Origin of the sequence: Aquitalea pelogenes (genome assembly GCF_001515305.1) — a bacterium.
Taxonomy (GTDB): Bacteria; Pseudomonadota; Gammaproteobacteria; order Burkholderiales; family Chromobacteriaceae; genus Aquitalea; species Aquitalea pelogenes.
In genome coordinates, this window is sequence record NZ_LNQV01000044.1 from 1 (window position 1) to 15809 (window position 15809).

Consider the following 15809-nt stretch of genomic DNA (forward strand, 5'->3'; position numbering starts at 1 on the left):
AGGCGCAACGCAGCAGCAGGGTTTTGCGAGCATGCCCAGGCTGCTGACAAAATAGCGCAGCGCCCCTGGGGCAAGGCGCGCCGACGCAGACAGTACAAGGGTACGGCAAGGAGGCGCAACGCAGCAGCAGGGATTTTGTCAGCCGCGCTTACTTCAGCTTGCAGGTCTTGATGCCGAAGGGCAGATAGGCCGGACACCAGCCAATCAGCCCGGTAGCAAGCGGCACCACGCCAATCCAGCCCCATACCGGCAGCAGGCCGGCCACGGTGGCGACGATCAGGGCAATACCAATCACGATGCGCAGGATGCGGTCGATTCCGCCTACATTCGGGGACATAGTGTTCTCCTCGGTTCAGGGCCATGCGGGATGGCGATGAGGAGATATTAGGACTTGCGGCAGCCCGCTTCAGTGACTAGGTCACACAGTGGCGCGGCCAGCCACAAGAGCCGCTAACAGAACCCCCGCTCCAGCGTTGCGCCGCCTTGGCCCGGGTTCGCTACGAGGTTTTGTTCGCAGCGCTAAATACCACAGCCTATTTGCCGGCGAGCTGCTGCAAGGCGCCAGCATCCAGCAACTGCAACTGGCCACGGCCAAGGCGAATCCAGCCACGGCGCTCGAATTCCTTGAGCTGACGGCTGATCACCTCGCGCGCGCTGCCCAGCTCTGCCGCCAGTTCCTGATGGGTGGTGCTCAGTGCAGCCTGGCCACGGGCACGCTGCAACAGGCAGGCGGCCAGACGCTGGTCGATACGGCCAAAGCTGACTTCCTCGATCAGCAACAGCAAATCGGCAATGCGGCTGCCATAGGCGCGGAATACGAAGTCGCGGAAGCTGGCGGAGTCGGCCAGCAATTGGCGAAATGCCGGAATCGGCAGCGCCTGGGCGTGGATGGCGGTTTCGGCCACCCCTTCGGCATCGTAGTCGTTACCGCTCATCAGGCAGGCGGTGGTGACAATGCAGGTCTGCCCGCTTTCCACCCGGTACAGGGTGATTTCGCGGCCGTTTTCGCCCACTTTCTGTACCCGGATTTGCCCTTGCAGCAAAAACAGATAGGCCTGACAGGGGCTGCCTTCACGAAACAGCACCGTGCCGGCCGGCGCCTGCATGGCATGGCTGTGCGCCAGCAACTGGGTGCGGCTGGCCTCGTCCAGCGCATCCAGAATGGCAAAGTCGCGCGTCCAGTCGCTCATGCCGCGGTTTCCTGCAACAGGCCCCGGGCTTGCAGTTCCTGATACACCCGCAGCGCCACCCAGGCATCGTTACCGGCATAGGCCTGCTGGGCCGGGCTCAAGGGCAGACGCGACCAGTTGGTGGTGGACAGCTTTTTCGACTTGCGAAAGTACTGGCCAAACAAGCGCGCCACCGCCTGCACCGCGCCCACGGTGATGCGGGCATCGTCCGAGGGCAGCAGATTGCCCAGGTCGATCAGCCCGCCACACTCCACACCCAAGCGGCTTTTCAGCAGGGCGCGGTCGGATACCAGATCGAAACCCACCAGCGGACGGGCCGGGTCGGCCAGCAAGGCTTTGATTTCCTCCGGCAGCACGCCCTTCACCACCGGCACCAGCCAGGCGCACTGGCTGTCCGCCAGCTGGATCAGGTGCGGGCCGTCCGACTCCTCGCCCTTGCGGAAGGTGGGTTTGGATTCGGTATCAAAACCCAGCACGGCGCTGCCAACAGGGCAGGCATGGCAGCGGCCAGGGCTGCCGGGCTGTCCAGCATGCATACCTGTTCCGGGGTCAGCGCCGGAAACAGCGGCATGGTCTTGATTTCTTCGCGGGGGATTTGCCGGGTAAGGGACATGACAGGCCTTGATGACAGGGATGGTGCCGCCCGGCAACAGGCTGGCGGCAAAGCTGCATGATACGGAATCCCTGGCGGCATTTCACCCCGTTTTCCTGTGCACACCCGTGTTGTGCTGCCTGGCCGGGTAATCAAGTGGGGGCTGGGAAGTTTCCCAAGATGGTATCGGAATGCGTAGATCAAGCCGGGTAGCACATTGAGGCCGCCGACAGGCCCGTGCTAGCGTCGCAAAACCGTGGCAACACGCCCTGCCAAGTTGCACGGAAAACCCTGCAATCACCCTCCCGGATGCCTGTCATGATTGCCTTGCTGGATGATTTCAATACCGTGCTGCACGCTGCCTTTGTCGGTTTCATCACCTTGTTTCCGGTGGTGGACCCGATAGGCACCGCCTTCATCGTCAACCCTTATTTCCGCCATCTGCCGCTGGATGAGCGCAAGCAGGCCATCCGCAAGATTGCCTGGTACGCCATGCTGACGGTGATTGCCGCCTTGTTCATGGGGCGCTGGATCCTGATGCTGTTCGGCTTGTCGATTCCGGTGGTGAAGCTGGCCGGCGGCATCATGATTTGCAAGATGGGCTGGACATCGCTCAGCAGCACGGCCAGCAGCCAGGACAAGTCGGCCAATAGCGCGGAATCGGCAGCAGTGGATGCCGGGCAAGTCAGCAGTGTGGAAAATGACCTGTTCTACCCGCTGTCCTTTCCCCTCACCGTGGGGCCGGGCACCATCTCGGTGGTACTCACCCTCAGCGCGCACAGTTACAACGAAAGCTATGTCCGCTCGGCACTGAGCACCAGCGGGCTGATCATCGGCATGGCCGCCATGAGCGTGCTGATTTACCTGTGCTATCTGAATGCCGGGCAGCTGGTGGCGCGGCTGGGGGCCACATCGGAAAACATGATCAACCGCTTCATGGCCTTCCTGATTTTTGCCGTCGGCCTGCAAATTGCCTGGGGCGGGCTGCATGCGCTGATAGCACCTGCCCCCTGAAAGGCAATGCCAGCCTGCACCCGGCAATTGCGCCGCCCACCACCATGCCCCGCGCTGCGTCTTGTTCCCAGCAACCGGTTGCCGTGCCGCAGCAAACACGGAACCGGCCCTTCCTCTGCCCTGCAACCTGATAAAGGCCCATACCATGTGCACCACCTTCATGCTGACCGATCAACACGGCAATGCCTACCAGGGACGTACGCTGGAGTTTGGCCAGGAGCTGGATTTTGTCCTGTCCTACTACCCGCGTGGCACCGCATTCAATGGTCAGGTTCCGCCAGGCTTTGCCGCCACACACTATGTGGCAGAGCATGCATTTCTCTCCATCGATCTGCGTCTGAGCGCCGAACGCATGCCGGCAGTTGCCGGCATCAACGATGCAGGCCTGAGCGTAAACATGAACATGTTTGCTGAAACCACGCTGCCAACACCGCAGCAGCAGGACAGCAGAACCTTGATTGCCGTATCGGAAGTGGGCAGCTGGCTGCTGGCACGCTGTGCCGATTGCGAGGAAGTCCGTCAGCTTGTCAGCCAGTCCCGGTTCTGGGTGGACCCGCTGCCTAGCCTGGACAACACGCCGGCTCCCTTCCACTACGCGGTGTTCGATGCACAGGCACGCGGCCTGGTGATCGAGTTCGACCGCGGACAGGCCGTGGTCCATGACAACCCGGTCGGGGTGATGACCAATGGCCCGGCGTTTGACTGGCATCTGACCAATCTGGACAACTACGCGCATGTTTCCAACCTGGGCAAACGCGAACAGCGCTTTGGCCAGCATCTGGCACGCACGGAAGATGTGGGTAATGCACTGGCGGGCTTGCCGGCAGACGACACCTCGACCGGGCGCTTTGTGCGGGCGGCTTATTATGTGCAGTTCTGCCGCACCCCGCAGTCAGCCGACGAAGCCATCGCCCTGGTGGCCAAGATTGCCAACAAGTTCGACCGCCCGCGTGGCGCCAGCAATCTGGTGGATGCCGGCAGCGGCCAGATAGAAGAGGAATGGACCACCTTTACCACGCTGACCGACCTGAGCCGTCGCAGATTGCTGATCCGTCCGGATGATGCGGTCAATTACCTGCAACTGGCGCTGGATGACTTTAGCGATTGCCACGCGGTACGGCGACAGGATTTTGGCCCCTTCCTGCGCCAGAACATCAGTCTGAGCCAGCCCCGGCTGTAAGAACTGCTAACACAACCTCGTAGAGAACCCGAGCCAAGGCGCGCCGCCGCAGACAGTACATGGCGTACGGCAAGGCGGCGCAACGCTGGAGCGGGGGGGTTGTTAGCGGGGGTTAAGCGCCGATTCAGCCGGACAGCGGCATCATGAAGCGCACCGCACGGCAGCTTGCCCTGCGGTGCCATGATGCCTAGATGCTTACGCGCCTATCATGCGCAACAAGGCAAGGCTCAACGGGCTGTCGGCAACAGCCAGTTCATCCAGCAGGGAAAAATGGTTGTTGTGACTGTCCTCCACCAGCGTCACCTCCAACCCCTTTGCGCTTGCGGCCTGATGATAAGCCAGCGTCTGATGCCGGAAACCGTCGGTTTCCTTGCCGCCTACACTCAACACCAGCTTGCCCGCCTGTGCGGCCGTGGGCAGGCAGAGCAGCGGGCTGAGCCGTGCGGCCTGATCGGGGTACAAGCGCAGCCAGTCGTTGACGTAGATGTCACACAGCGGGCGGATGTCATACAGGCCGCTCAGTGCCAGCACACCCTTGATCACATCGGCTGGCAAGCCGTAATCCTGCTGCCAATCCGGAGCAAACAGCATGCCCACCAGATGCCCGCCGGCAGAACTGCCACCGACATGAATACGCTGCGGGTCAATGCCGTACTGGGCGGCATGCCGGTACAGCCAGGCAATGGCGCTGCGCACTTCGCGCACCGCCTCTGCCAGCGTGGCCTCGGGCAGCAGGGTGTATTCCACCGTGGCCAGCGCAATGCCATGCTGGTGCAGCACACTGGCCATGCCGCAGGCGTCCTCCTTGCTTTGCGAATGCCAATAGCCACCATGGATGAAGACAAACAGCGGCGCGGGTTGCGCGCAGGCAGGGAACACGTCCAGCCGCTCGGCCTTGCCCATGCCATAAGGCAGGTCATAAATACCGGCTACCTCTGCCTTGGCCTGCCGGGCGAGGCGGGCGTAATTGGCCATGCAGGCGTCAAAATCCGCTACCGAGGCGCGGGCGTTGTATTGCACGGCACGGCTGGCCAGGTCGGGAAACATCAGGTCAATTTTCATCGCGGACATCCATGCTACGGGAGGAAAGGGAAACCAAGTTTATGAAAGACAGGGACCGGCTGTCGCCGGATGGCGGTATGGCCCGATCCCTGCCGTCCAGCTTTGCCAACTCAATCCAGATTGAAGAACCGGCGAGCGTTGCTACCCAGTAATTGCTGCTGTTGTCCCTCGCCCAGTCCGGCATGGCGGATCAGCGAGCCCACCTCCTGCTCACCCAGCGGGAAGGGCGAATCGGAGCCCAGCATCACCCGCTGGCTACCCATGGTATCCACCAGCAAACGCAGCGCCGCTGCATCAAAAATGGCGGAGTCGACATAAAAGCGGTCGACATAGCTGGACGGCTTGCTGGGGCAGTCTTCGCGCACGATGTCGCGCTGTTCCCAGGCGTTGTCCACACGTCCCAGCAGGTAGGCAAAGCTGCCACCACCATGGGCAAAGCAGATTTTCAGGCTGCGCGGCAAACGCTCGAAGGCACCGGACAGGATGAGCGACAGGATGGCCAGCTGGGTTTCCGCCGGCATGGCCACCAGCCAGGGCAGCATCCATTTTTTCATGCGCTGCTCGCCGCCCATCATGTCCCATGGATGCACCAGCACCGGGATGTTTTCTGCCGCACAATGGGCAAGAAAGGTGAGCAGACCGGCGTTATCCAGGTCCAGCGGGCCAACGTGGTTGCCAATCTGCACGCCGACATGGCCGCAGTCGCGCGCCCGGCTGGCTTCGCGGCAGGCCGCGTCAACATCCTGCAACGGCACCTGGGCCAGTACCTTGAGCCGCTTGGGCGCAATGGCAGCCATTTCCAGCGCCCGGTCATTCATCAGCTGTGCCCAGGGCAGCGCGCGTTCGATGGGCGCGTGGTAGCCGAACATCACCGGCGTGGCGCACATGATCTGGATGTCTATGCCCTGCCGGTCCAGGAATTCCAGCCGGCGCGCGCCATCCCATAGCGCGTCATACACCGGGCGGAACGGCCGGTCGCCCACCATGATCTGCCCCTCCGCCCCCTGCGTCTGTAGCCAGGGGCGCGCTGCGGGTCCAGCCGGGCGGCTTCGGCCTGGCTGATGCGCGGAAAGAAATGCGAGTGAATGTCTATCATGATGCGTCTTTTCTAGTGTTGCGCACGCAGGTGCATGTCATGCCAGGCGGCGTAGTCCTTGCCCGGATGCACCGTCCCGCAATGCTTGCAACGCCGACCTTCCTCACCGATGGCGTAAAACGCCTGATAGGCCTTGGGCAGGTCGTCCACCAGGCTCTCCAGCTGCTTGGAGATGTGCCAGATTTCGCCGGCACATACCGGGCAATACCAGTGCAGGCTGTCATGTGCGCCTGGTGGGCGTGGCTGCTCCACCAGAAAGCACAGGCCGGGTTCCGGGCGCTGCGGTGAATGAATGACATGGGCAGGCAACAGGAATACATCTCCCTCGCGCAGGTCAATACGTTCGAAGCGGCCCCGGTCCCACACATTGATGTAGGCATTGCCCTTGATCTGGTAGAAGATTTCTTCGGTCGGGTTGTCGTGAAAATCGGTACGGGTATTGGGCCCGCCCACCATGTTGATGATGTAGTTGCCGTCCGGCCAGATGGCGGCATTGCACACGGGCGGCTTGAGTTCACCCTTGTTGCGTTCGGCCCAGTCCAGCAGGTTCAATGGCATTCCGTATTGCAATTGCATATGGTTTCTCCTCAAAAAGTGCTGCCGGGCCGTCTAGCGCGGCTTGTAGGCAATCGCCTTGATTTCGATGCGCAGGTGCGGGTGCGGCAGCTGGTGTACCGCCACCGTGGTGCGGGTGGGCCCGCTTTCATCGAAGTACTCGGCATAAACCGCGTTGTATGCGGCAAAGTCGTTCATATCCACCAGATAGGCGCAGATCTCCACCACATCGGCGAGGCTGGCATCCGCCGTGGCCAGGATGTCGCGGATGTTCTCGATCACGCAGCGGGTTTGCACCGCGATGTCCAGCCGGGTGGCACCCATGGCATCGGCCTGGGCCCCGGCAATGCTGTTGTCGGGCAGGCGCGAGCTGGTGCCGGAAACAAACAGCAGGTCGCCCGCGCGTTTCAGGTGGGGAAAGCGGCCACGCGGCGTGGCCTTGCCGCTGACGACAGTAGCCTGGGTGTTGGTCATGTCGGCTCTCCGGTGGTGAAGGCGCAACTGCCCAAACCGGCCACTTCCACACTGACATGCAGGCCGGGGCGCAGTGCCTCGGCCGCGGTGGCGGCACCGGCCAGAATCAGCGAACCGGCTGGCAGCACGCGCTCCTGCTGGTGCAGCAGGCGGGAGATTTCCGCCAGCGCACGCAGCGGCTGGCCCAGAATGGCGGCGCTGCTGCCTATCTGCACCGGGCGGCCATCAAAGCGCAGCACTACGCCCAGGTTATCCAGTGCAGCCTGCGGCGCGCAGAGCGGGCCAATCACATAACGGGCGGAAGAGCAATTGTCGGCCACCACGTCCTGCAGGCTGAAACGGAAGTCGCGATAGCGCGAGTCGATGATTTCCAGCGCCGGGGCCACGCCGGCCAGGGCCAGCCCGGCTTCGGCCAGCGACAGGGGACGGTCGATGTCACAGGCAGTGATGAAGGCGATTTCCGGCTCCACCCGCGGGTGAATCAGCCGGGACAGATCCAGCGTGCCGCCATCGGCCAGTTGCATGGCATCGGTCAGTTCGCCCCAGATCAGCGCGTCCACGCCCATCTGTATCATCTTGGCGCGGCTGGTAAAGCCCAGTTTCAGGCCCACCACGCGCTCGCCGCGTTGCTGGCGCAGGCGGATGCCTGCCTGCTGGATGCGATAGGCCGTCGCCAGGTCAAACGGCTGCTGTGCACTCAGCTGCGGCGTCGCTTCGTGACACTGGGTGGCGATATCCAGCTGGAGCGCCATTTCCTGAATCAGCAAGCTCATGCGCCTACCTCCTGTTGTTTCAGCAGGTCCAGCGCAACATCGACAATCATGTCCTCCTGCCCGCCCACCATGCGGCGACGGCCCACTTCCAGCAGGATGTCCAGTGTCTTCAGCCCGTATTGCCCTGCTGCCTTTTCCGCGTGACGCAGGAAGCTGGAGTACACCCCTGCATAACCCAGCGCCAGTGTTTCGCGGTCCACCCGTACCGGGCGGTCCTGGGTGGGACGCACGATATCGTCCGCCGCATCCATCAGGCGGATCAGGTCGCAGCCGTGGTTCCAGCCCAGGCGCTCGGCGGCGGCAATGAATACTTCCAGCGGCGCATTGCCCGCCCCGGCGCCTTGCCCTGCCAGCGAGGCATCAATGCGCTGGCAGCCTTCTTCCACCGCCACGATGGAGTTGGCCACCCCCAGCGACAGGTTGTGATGGGCATGAATGCCGGTGGCGGTGGCCGGGTCCAGCACATCGCGCAGTGCACGGAAGCGGTCGCGCACATCCTGCATCAGCAAGGCACCGCCGGAATCCACCACGTAAATGCAGGTGGCGCCGTAGCTTTCCATCAGCTTGGCCTGGGCCGCCAAGTGCTGCGGGCTGGTCATGTGCGACATCATCAGAAAGCCCACGGTGTCCATGCCCAGCTCGCGGGCGTACTGGATATGCTGTTTGGAGATGTCGGCCTCGGTGCAGTGGGTGGCAATGCGCACCACGCGGGCACCGGCATCGTAGGCATTGCGCAGTGCATGCACGGTGGCAATGCCGGGCAGCAGCAAAGTGGCAATCTTGCTGTGGCTGACCGACTCGGCAGCGGCGGCAATCCACGCCACATCGCTGTGTGCGCCAAAGCCGTAGTTGAAGCTGGAGCCTTCCAGCCCGTCACCGTGCGCCACTTCGATGGAGTCGACACGGGCTTCGTCCAGCGCGCGGGCAATGGCACGCACCTGCTCCAGCGAATAGCGGTGACGCACCGCATGCGAGCCGTCGCGCAAGGTCACGTCGGAAATATAGAGTTTGTTCATGGCGGGTTTCCTCAGGCTTGCAGCAGTCGGGTGGCCAGGCGTTCACCGCAGGCCATGGCAGCGGAAGTCATGATGTCCAGGTTGCCGGCATAGGCAGGCAGATAGTGGGCGGCACCTTCCACCTCGATGAAGATGGACACCTTGAGTCCGCCTTCTGGCCCCAGGCCGGGATAGGCGGCGGCATCCGCAGCGGGGATGTCTTCGAATTGCACCGCCTGCTTCAGGCGGTAACCGGGCACATAAGCTTTCACCCTGGCGGCCATTTGCTCCACGGCGGCGGCAATGGCGGCACGGTCGGCCGGGCCGGTGAGGCAGAACACGGTGTCGCGCATCATCAGCGGCGGTTCGGCCGGGTTCAGGATGATGATGGCCTTGCCCTGGCGCGCACCGCCCACGCTGACAATGGCCTGCGAGGTGGTTTCGGTGAATTCGTCGATATTGGCGCGGGTGCCGGGGCCGGCGGATTTGCTGGCAATCGAGGCGACAATTTCGCCATACAGCACCGGGGTGACGCTGTTGACCGCCGCCACCATGGGAATGGTGGCCTGGCCGCCGCAGGTGACCATATTGATGTTGGCCGCGTCCAGGTGAGCTTCCAGATTGACCACCGGCACCACATAGGGGCCGATGGCCGCCGGGGTGAGGTCGATCACCCGCACGCCATGCTGTTGCAGCACGCGGTTGTGTTCCACATGCGCGCCGGCCGAGGTGGCATCGAACACGATCCTGATATCGGCGAATTCCGGCAGCGCCAGCAGGCCGTCCAGGCCCTGATGGGTGGTGGCCAGCCCCAGCCGTTTGGCGCGGGCCAGACCATCCGAAGCGGCGTCGATGCCGACCATGGCCACCAGCTCGATCGCTTCGCCATGGCGCAGCAGCTTGATCATCAGGTCACTGCCGATATTGCCGGAGCCGATGATGGCGGCCTTGATACGTGTGGGTTTCATGCTGCCTCTCCCTGTGTGGTGGCAAAACGGGCGGATACCTGCCCCAGGCCCTGGATGCGGGCGGTGAATACATCGCCGGCACGCACCGGCACCATCGGCCCCAGCGCGCCAGTCAGCACGATGTCACCCGCCTTAAGCGCATCGCCACGCCGGGCCAGGGTGTCGGCCAGCCAGCACGCCGCTAGCAGCGGATTGCCCAGACAGGCGGCACCGCCGCCGACACTTTCCGGCTCGCCCTTGCGCTCCAGCACCATGCCGCAGCCCACCACGTCCACCTCGCGCAGCAGTACCGGGCGGCTGCCCAGTACGAACAGGCCGGAGGAGGCATTGTCGGCAATGGTGTCGCTGATGCGGATGTCCCAGCCGGCAATGCGGCTGTCCACCACTTCGATGGCCGGCAGCAGGTAGTCCACCGCGCCAATCAGGTCTGCCAGCGTGTGCTTTTCGTGCGGCAGGTCGCGCCCCAGTACCAGCGCAATTTCGGCTTCGACCTTGGGTTGCAGCAGGCGCTGGATGGCGATTTCTTCGCCATCGGCAATGGCCATGTCGGCAAACAGGCGGCCAAAGTCCGGTTGCGCCACGCCCAGCTGCTGCTGGACTGCGCGGGAGGTGAGGCCGATCTTGCTGCCCACCAGGCGTCGGCCTTGTGTGAGGGCGTGCTGGACATTGAGGGTTTGCACCGCATAGGCGGCATCGACATCCAGCTCGCCCAGCAGGCTGCGCACCGGCGCACAGGGCTGGCCGTGCTCGGCTGCCATGCGCAACTGCAAGGCAGCCTCATGCTGGGCGGGATTGAGGGAATTGCTCACTGCGTTCTCCTGCAAAGATGGGGACAAGGCCGGAAGTGGCCGGGCCGCCTCAGTGGAAACGCAGTCCAGTGTATGAGCCGTTATCAGTGCCAAAAAATGAATAATCCGGCTTCTGCCATGCCGGAAAGTTATGCCATAGTCACTGCCATTGCAGAGCGGGAGAGAGTCATGGGTGAACAAGCGCTGTTTTCCATCAACGACATTGTGCTCAACCGGCTGAAGCTGCGCCCCTTGCTGGTTTTCGACCGGGTATTGCGCTGTCAGTCCATCGCCCGCGCCGCCCGCGAACTGAACCTGACCCAGCCTGCGGTCACCAAGGCCATCCGTGAACTGGAAGTGCAGCTGGATACCGAATTGCTCCACCGCAACAATCGCGGGGTCTCGCCCACCGAATACGGCGTGTTGCTGGGTGAGCGGGTGAAAGCGGTGATGGCAGAACTGCGCTATCTCACCGATGAATTGAATACCTTCAAGGGCGGCATCAGTGGCCATGTGGTGGTGGGCACGCAGATTTCCGCCAGCTCCAGCCTGCTGCCGCGCGCCATTTTGCGTCTGAAAGCGACGGCCCCCAGATTACTGATTACCGTGCGTGAAGGGCCGCAGGATTATCTGTTTCCCGCACTGGCTTCCGGCGAGCTGGATCTGGTGGTGGGACGCCTGCCTGACCTGGATGATCCGTTCACCCGCAAGCTGCCGCTACGCCACCAGCCCCTGTACCGCAACAGCCTGTGCATCGTGGCGGGCAGCCGTCACCCGCTACTGGCTGCCAGCGCTCTGACGCTGGATGCGCTGCAGCACTGGCCCTGGATTGTGCCGCCACCGGATTCCCCGGCCCGCCGGGTGGCCGAACAGTTTTTTGTCGACGCCGGGCTGGCCATGCCGGACAACCTGCTCGAATCGCTGTCCTTGCTCACCAATGTCAATTTGCTGGTGGAGTCCGACTGTCTGGGCCTGATGCCCTTGCAAGCGGCACGCCGCTTTGAAACAGCCGGGCTGCTGGCGATATTGCCGCTGGGCGAGGTGGGGCCACCGGCTGCGGTGGGTTATTCGGTGCGCCATGACAAGCCGCTGACCCCGGCCAGCCGCAAACTGATCGACTACCTGAAACAGGTGGGCCAGGACATGCAGGAGTCGGCAGCTGTATAAAAATCAGGCATAGCAAAGCCCGATTTATTCATTTTCAATCATGGCAGGGCCCTTCCTACACTCGCCTTCACCCATCCTGCGCTGATGCAGCATGGGCTTTGAATGGAGGAATTGCCATGTCCAGTCCAGCAATACTGCCGCTATACGTCAACGGCCAGTTTCTCAGTACCGGGCTTGCCCGCTTTGACAATATCAGTCCGGTGGATGGCAGCCTGATCTGCCAGGTGGCCGAAGCCGGCGAGGCCGAAGTAGCCGCCGCTGCGCAAGCTGCGGCACAGGCGCTGCATGGCCCCTGGGGCAGCATGAGCGTGACCGCACGCACACAACTTTTGCATAAGGTGGCCGATGGCATCGAGGCGCGCTTCGAGGAATTTGTCGCCGCCGAAGTAGCCGATACCGGCCGCCCGGTGCACCTGGCGCGCACGCTGGATGTACCGCGGGCCATTGCCAATTTCCGCACCTTTGCCGACCTGGCCGCCACCGCGGTAAGCGAAAGCTGCGAAACCCCGCAGGCCGATGGCGGCGTGCTGTTCAACTACACCGTGCGCAAGCCGCTGGGGGTGGTGGCGGTAATTTCGCCGTGGAACCTGCCGCTGTTGCTGCTGACCTGGAAGCTGGGCCCAGCGCTGGCCATGGGCAATACCGTGGTGTGCAAGCCCTCGGAAGAAACACCGTCGTCTGCCACCCTGCTGGCGCAGGTGATGCACGATGCCGGCCTGCCGCCCGGGGTGTTCAACCTGGTGCATGGTTTCGGGCCGGGCTCTGCCGGGGAATACCTCACCCGCCAGCCGCAGATCAGCGCGGTGTCCTTTACCGGCGAATCCCGCACTGGCAGCGCCATCATGAAGGCGGTGGCCGACGGGATGAAGGAAGTGTCGTTCGAGCTGGGTGGCAAGAATGCCGCCGTGGTGTTTGCCGATGCCGATTTCGACGCCGCGGTGGAGGGCGTGACGCGTTCCTCCTTCTTCAATACCGGGCAGGTGTGCCTGTGTTCGGAGCGGGTTTATGTGGAACGGCCCATTTTCGACCGTTTTGTCGCCGCCCTGAAACAGCGCGCGGAGGCGCTGAAAATAGGCTACCCGGCAGAAGAAAACGTCGATCTTGGCCCGCTGGTTTCGCACAAGCACCGGGAAAAAGTGCTGTCCTACTTTGCGCTGGCGCGGGAAGAAGGCGCACGCGTGGTGACCGGTGGCGAGGTGCCGCACTTTGGCGATGCGCGAGATCAGGGGGCTTACGTACGCCCCACCATCTGGACGGGTTTGTCCGACCACGCCCGTTGTGTGCGCGAGGAAGTGTTTGGCCCGGTCTGCCATATCGCCCCGTTCGACCGTGACGATGAAGTGCTGCAGCGCATTAACGACAGCCCCTATGGCCTGGCCTGCGCACTGTGGACCACCCGGCTGGACCGCGCGCACCGGCTGGCCCGCCGCATCCATACCGGCATCGTGTGGGTGAACACCTGGTACGCCCGCGACCTGCGCACGCCGTTTGGCGGCAGCAAGCTGTCCGGCATGGGCCGCGAGGGCGGGCGCTACTCGCTGGACTTCTACTCCGACATCAGCAACGTCTGCATCAAGCTGTAATCACCCCCTTTGCACCGGGCAGCCGCGCTGTCCGTCAGGAGTTCTAGCCATGTCCACCTCCCTGAATGTCGAGGACCTGATCGACGAAGCCGGTTTTGGTCCTTATCAGTTGTTGATTTTGCTGCTGTGTTTTCTGGTGATGTTTCTGGATGGCTACGATCTGGCCGCCGTGGCCTATATCGTGCCTTCGCTGATGGAGCAATGGGGCCTGAGCAAACCCCAGCTGGGCCAGGCGCTGAGCGCGGCCCTGTTCGGGCTGGCCATCGGCGCCTTGCTGGCCGGGCCGCTGGCCGACCGGCTGGGGCGCAAACCGGCATTGCTGTGGTCGGTATTGCTGTTCGGCCTTGGCAGCCTCATCACCGCCTGGGCCGATTCGCTCTCCGTTCTTACCGTTTACCGCCTGCTGACCGGCATCGGCCTGGGTGCCGCCCTGCCCAATACCATCACCCTGCTGTCCGAATACGCCCCTGCCCGGCACCGCGCCATGCTGGTGAGTGCCATGCTGTGCGGTTTTCCGCTGGGGGCCGGTGCCGGTGGCCTGTGTGCCGGCTGGCTGCTGCCGCTGTATGGCTGGCCGTCACTGATGTTGCTGGGCGGTATTGTCCCCCTGCTGCTGTGCCTGCTGCTGGCCTGGAAAATGCCGGAATCGGTGCGCTATCTGGTGGCGCGCCAGGCCAGTACCGAGCGTATCCGGCGCATTTTGCAGCGCATTTCCCGTCACCCCGGCCTGGCAGGGGCGCAGCGTTTCAGTCTGGGCGAACAACAAGGCACATCAGCCAACAGCAGCTGGCGCGAAGTCCTGAGCCAACCCTGGACAATGGGCACGCTGCTGCTGTGGCTGTGCTGTTTCATGAGCATGCTGATTTACTACATGGGGGTGAACTGGATGCCGCTGCTGCTGAAAGAGGCCGGGCTGAGCCTGCAACAGTTTTCGCTGATCAGTGCGCTGTTTCCCATTGGCGGCGGCGTGGGCTCCATCGTGGTGGGCTGGCTGATGGGTCGCCACGAATCCAACAAGGTACTGGCCGGCACCTATCTGGCGGCAGGTGTGCTGGCCTGGGTGGTGGGTAATAGTGTGGGACAGGGCGAACAGGGCTGGTTGCTGGGCAGCCTGGTGTTTTTCATGGGCTTTGCCTCTGGCGGCGGACAGTCGGCCCTGTCATCGATGGCGGCCGGGTTTTATCCCACCCACTGCCGGGCCACCGGCGTGGGCAGCATGTTGGGAGTGGGCCGTTTCGGGGCCATCAGCGGGGTGCTGCTGGGTGCCGAGCTGCTACGCCAGCAGATGGCGCCGGGGGTGATTTTCAGCGCGCTGTTCTGGCCTGCCGCCCTCATCACCCTGTGCCTGATGCTGAAATACCGGCATTACCATCGTCAGCTGCGCCTGCAAACCAGCCAGCGTCAGGCTTGAGGCGGCTTGAAGCCGGGCAGGCACTCGGCCAGATGGTCCACCAGCATGCGCACCTTGGGCGAGAGCTGGCGCTTGTGCGGGTACAGCGCCCAGATGCCTTCGTCCGGCTCCTGATAAGCGGTCAGCAATTCCACCAGCGCACCGCTGTGCAGATGACGCGCCACGTAGTAATCCGGCAGCTGGACGATGCCCACACCCTGCAATGCGGCATGGGTCAGCGCATGGCCGCTGTTGCAGCGCAGGCTGCCCTTCACCCTTAGCAGGCGGCGCTTGCCGCCTTCCTGCAAATGCCAGAAGTCGTTGCTGCCCAGCAGGCAGTTGTGGCCCTCCAGTTCGGACAGGCTGTTGGGCAGGCCGTGACGCTGCAAATAAGCCGGGGCGGCACACACATGCTGGCGGCGACTGGCCAGCCGCCGCGCCACCAGGCTGGATTCGCTCAGATGCCCAAGCCGGATGGCCAGGTCATAGCCTTCGGCCACCAGGTCCAGCACCTGGTTGGTCAGGTTGAGCTGGATATCCAAGGCCGGGTATTGCTGCAAAAAGGCCGTGATCAGCGGGGCAATATGGCTTTCGCCATAGGCCACCGGCGCGGTGAGCTTGAGCCTGCCCTGCGGCACGGCCTGATGCAGCGACAGCGCGCGTTCGGCCTCGTCCAGCCCGTCCAGCAACTGGCGGCAATGCTGCAAGTACAGCTGGCCGCTTTCGGTCAGCGTCAGCTGGCGGGTGGTGCGGTACAGCAACTGCACATGCAGGCGCTGTTCCAGCCGGGTGATTTCGCGGCTGACCTGCGCGACTGACAAGTCCAGCGCGCGGGCAGCGCGGGTAAAGCTGCCCAGTTCGGCCACGCTGACGAATTCGCTTACCCCTTGCCATGCCGCCATTATTACTCCTGTGAAAAAATCATTTACCGATTAGGCAGATTATCGGCAAAAACAGTCGCAATACAATGGCGCTTTATTGC

The 15809-nt window shown here is 63.1% G+C and carries 17 protein-coding genes; 5 read left to right on the top strand and 12 right to left on the bottom strand.

The features are described from left to right. Window positions 1-148: 148 nt before the first annotated feature. The 3 genes from AWT75_RS16220 to AWT75_RS16230 form a co-directional block, all read right to left on the bottom strand. A complete protein-coding gene (locus tag AWT75_RS16220; protein ID WP_045848416.1) occupies window positions 149-337 on the bottom strand; it encodes a YgaP family membrane protein in 189 nt (62 codons plus the stop codon). A 196-nt stretch (window positions 338-533) separates the two neighbouring features. Then, window positions 534-1190, bottom strand: a complete 657-nt coding sequence (locus tag AWT75_RS16225; protein ID WP_052694314.1) for a Crp/Fnr family transcriptional regulator — start codon at window positions 1188-1190, stop codon at window positions 534-536. Continuing rightward, a complete protein-coding gene (locus tag AWT75_RS16230; RefSeq protein ID WP_062790505.1) occupies window positions 1187-1726 on the bottom strand; it encodes a 3'-5' exonuclease in 540 nt (179 codons plus the stop codon). Before AWT75_RS16230 ends, AWT75_RS16225 begins: the two co-directional genes overlap by 4 nt. A gap of 374 nt (window positions 1727-2100) precedes the next feature. On the opposite strand from AWT75_RS16230, the gene AWT75_RS16235 reads away from it, so the two are divergent. Together AWT75_RS16235 and AWT75_RS16240 are read left to right on the top strand one after the other, a co-directional pair. Next, window positions 2101-2796 carry a MarC family protein gene (locus AWT75_RS16235; protein ID WP_062790509.1) on the top strand — a complete coding sequence of 232 codons (696 nt, stop codon included), beginning with the start codon at window positions 2101-2103 and terminating at the stop codon, window positions 2794-2796. Window positions 2797-2941: 145 nt separating this feature from the next. Beyond that, entirely contained in the window at window positions 2942-3976 is a 1035-nt protein-coding gene (locus AWT75_RS16240; protein WP_052694315.1) for a linear amide C-N hydrolase, read from the top strand. Between the two features lie 195 nt (window positions 3977-4171). Here AWT75_RS16240 and AWT75_RS16245 read toward each other — a convergent pair whose 3' ends face one another. From AWT75_RS16245 to AWT75_RS16280, 8 genes are all read right to left on the bottom strand, one after another. Further along, window positions 4172-5038 carry an alpha/beta hydrolase gene (locus AWT75_RS16245; protein WP_062790512.1) on the bottom strand — a complete coding sequence of 289 codons (867 nt, stop codon included), beginning with the start codon at window positions 5036-5038 and terminating at the stop codon, window positions 4172-4174. Between the two features lie 110 nt (window positions 5039-5148). Beyond that, window positions 5149-6024 (bottom strand): amidohydrolase family protein, encoded by an 876-nt coding sequence (locus AWT75_RS16250; protein ID WP_204377080.1) that lies wholly within the window; start codon window positions 6022-6024, stop codon window positions 5149-5151. A 122-nt stretch (window positions 6025-6146) separates the two neighbouring features. Beyond that, on the bottom strand, window positions 6147-6710 hold the full coding sequence (nbaC, locus tag AWT75_RS16255; RefSeq protein WP_062790515.1) for a 3-hydroxyanthranilate 3,4-dioxygenase: 564 nt from the start codon (window positions 6708-6710) through the stop codon (window positions 6147-6149). Between the two features lie 33 nt (window positions 6711-6743). Further along, window positions 6744-7163, bottom strand: a complete 420-nt coding sequence (locus AWT75_RS16260; RefSeq protein WP_045848422.1) for a RidA family protein — start codon at window positions 7161-7163, stop codon at window positions 6744-6746. After that, a complete protein-coding gene (locus AWT75_RS16265) occupies window positions 7160-7936 on the bottom strand; it encodes a 2-keto-4-pentenoate hydratase (protein WP_062790517.1) in 777 nt (258 codons plus the stop codon). Before AWT75_RS16265 ends, AWT75_RS16260 begins: the two co-directional genes overlap by 4 nt. Continuing rightward, complete coding sequence (dmpG, locus tag AWT75_RS16270) at window positions 7933-8952, bottom strand: 4-hydroxy-2-oxovalerate aldolase (RefSeq protein ID WP_062790519.1); 1020 nt, start codon at window positions 8950-8952, stop codon at window positions 7933-7935. Before dmpG ends, AWT75_RS16265 begins: the two co-directional genes overlap by 4 nt. A gap of 11 nt (window positions 8953-8963) precedes the next feature. Further along, window positions 8964-9899, bottom strand: coding sequence for an acetaldehyde dehydrogenase (acetylating) (locus AWT75_RS16275; RefSeq protein ID WP_045848425.1), 936 nt, complete (start codon window positions 9897-9899; stop codon window positions 8964-8966). Then, entirely contained in the window at window positions 9896-10708 is an 813-nt protein-coding gene (locus tag AWT75_RS16280; protein WP_269429372.1) for a 2-keto-4-pentenoate hydratase, read from the bottom strand. Before AWT75_RS16280 ends, AWT75_RS16275 begins: the two co-directional genes overlap by 4 nt. Before the next feature lie 168 nt (window positions 10709-10876). Between AWT75_RS16280 and AWT75_RS16285 the strand changes: the two genes are divergently transcribed. The 3 genes from AWT75_RS16285 (at window position 10877) to AWT75_RS16295 (ending at window position 14848) form a co-directional block, all read left to right on the top strand. After that, the gene (locus tag AWT75_RS16285; RefSeq protein ID WP_045848444.1) at window positions 10877-11854 is read left to right on the top strand and encodes a LysR substrate-binding domain-containing protein; all 978 of its coding nucleotides are present in this window, start codon (window positions 10877-10879) and stop codon (window positions 11852-11854) included. A 116-nt stretch (window positions 11855-11970) separates the two neighbouring features. Next, window positions 11971-13437 (top strand): 2-hydroxymuconic semialdehyde dehydrogenase, encoded by a 1467-nt coding sequence (locus tag AWT75_RS16290; protein WP_062790521.1) that lies wholly within the window; start codon window positions 11971-11973, stop codon window positions 13435-13437. A gap of 49 nt (window positions 13438-13486) precedes the next feature. Beyond that, window positions 13487-14848, top strand: a complete 1362-nt coding sequence (locus AWT75_RS16295; RefSeq protein ID WP_062790522.1) for an MFS transporter — start codon at window positions 13487-13489, stop codon at window positions 14846-14848. Here AWT75_RS16295 and AWT75_RS16300 read toward each other — a convergent pair. Further along, complete coding sequence (locus tag AWT75_RS16300; protein WP_062790524.1) at window positions 14839-15729, bottom strand: LysR substrate-binding domain-containing protein; 891 nt, start codon at window positions 15727-15729, stop codon at window positions 14839-14841. The two genes, AWT75_RS16295 and AWT75_RS16300, sit on opposite strands and share 10 nt — an antisense overlap. Window positions 15730-15809: the final 80 nt, after the last annotated feature.

Bases quoted from the DNA above. Each gene is read 5' to 3' on its own strand.
- AWT75_RS16235 (WP_062790509.1), top strand. From the start codon at position 2,101: ATGATTGCCTTGCTGGATGATTTCAATACCGTGCTGCACGCTGCCTTT.
- AWT75_RS16290 (WP_062790521.1), top strand. From the start codon at position 11,971: ATGTCCAGTCCAGCAATACTGCCGCTATACGTCAACGGCCAGTTTCTC.
- AWT75_RS16225 (WP_052694314.1), bottom strand. From the start codon at position 1,190: ATGAGCGACTGGACGCGCGACTTTGCCATTCTGGATGCGCTGGACGAG.
- AWT75_RS16240 (WP_052694315.1), top strand. From the start codon at position 2,942: ATGTGCACCACCTTCATGCTGACCGATCAACACGGCAATGCCTACCAG.
- dmpG (WP_062790519.1), bottom strand. From the start codon at position 8,952: ATGAACAAACTCTATATTTCCGACGTGACCTTGCGCGACGGCTCGCAT.
- nbaC (WP_062790515.1), bottom strand. From the start codon at position 6,710: ATGCAATTGCAATACGGAATGCCATTGAACCTGCTGGACTGGGCCGAA.
- AWT75_RS16275 (WP_045848425.1), bottom strand. From the start codon at position 9,899: ATGAAACCCACACGTATCAAGGCCGCCATCATCGGCTCCGGCAATATC.
- AWT75_RS16220 (WP_045848416.1), bottom strand. From the start codon at position 337: ATGTCCCCGAATGTAGGCGGAATCGACCGCATCCTGCGCATCGTGATT.
- AWT75_RS16265 (WP_062790517.1), bottom strand. From the start codon at position 7,936: ATGAGCTTGCTGATTCAGGAAATGGCGCTCCAGCTGGATATCGCCACC.
- AWT75_RS16260 (WP_045848422.1), bottom strand. From the start codon at position 7,163: ATGACCAACACCCAGGCTACTGTCGTCAGCGGCAAGGCCACGCCGCGT.
- AWT75_RS16245 (WP_062790512.1), bottom strand. From the start codon at position 5,038: ATGAAAATTGACCTGATGTTTCCCGACCTGGCCAGCCGTGCCGTGCAA.
- AWT75_RS16300 (WP_062790524.1), bottom strand. From the start codon at position 15,729: ATGGCGGCATGGCAAGGGGTAAGCGAATTCGTCAGCGTGGCCGAACTG.
- AWT75_RS16250 (WP_204377080.1), bottom strand. From the start codon at position 6,024: ATGGTGGGCGACCGGCCGTTCCGCCCGGTGTATGACGCGCTATGGGAT.
- AWT75_RS16230 (WP_062790505.1), bottom strand. From the start codon at position 1,726: ATGCATGCTGGACAGCCCGGCAGCCCTGGCCGCTGCCATGCCTGCCCT.
- AWT75_RS16285 (WP_045848444.1), top strand. From the start codon at position 10,877: ATGGGTGAACAAGCGCTGTTTTCCATCAACGACATTGTGCTCAACCGG.
- AWT75_RS16295 (WP_062790522.1), top strand. From the start codon at position 13,487: ATGTCCACCTCCCTGAATGTCGAGGACCTGATCGACGAAGCCGGTTTT.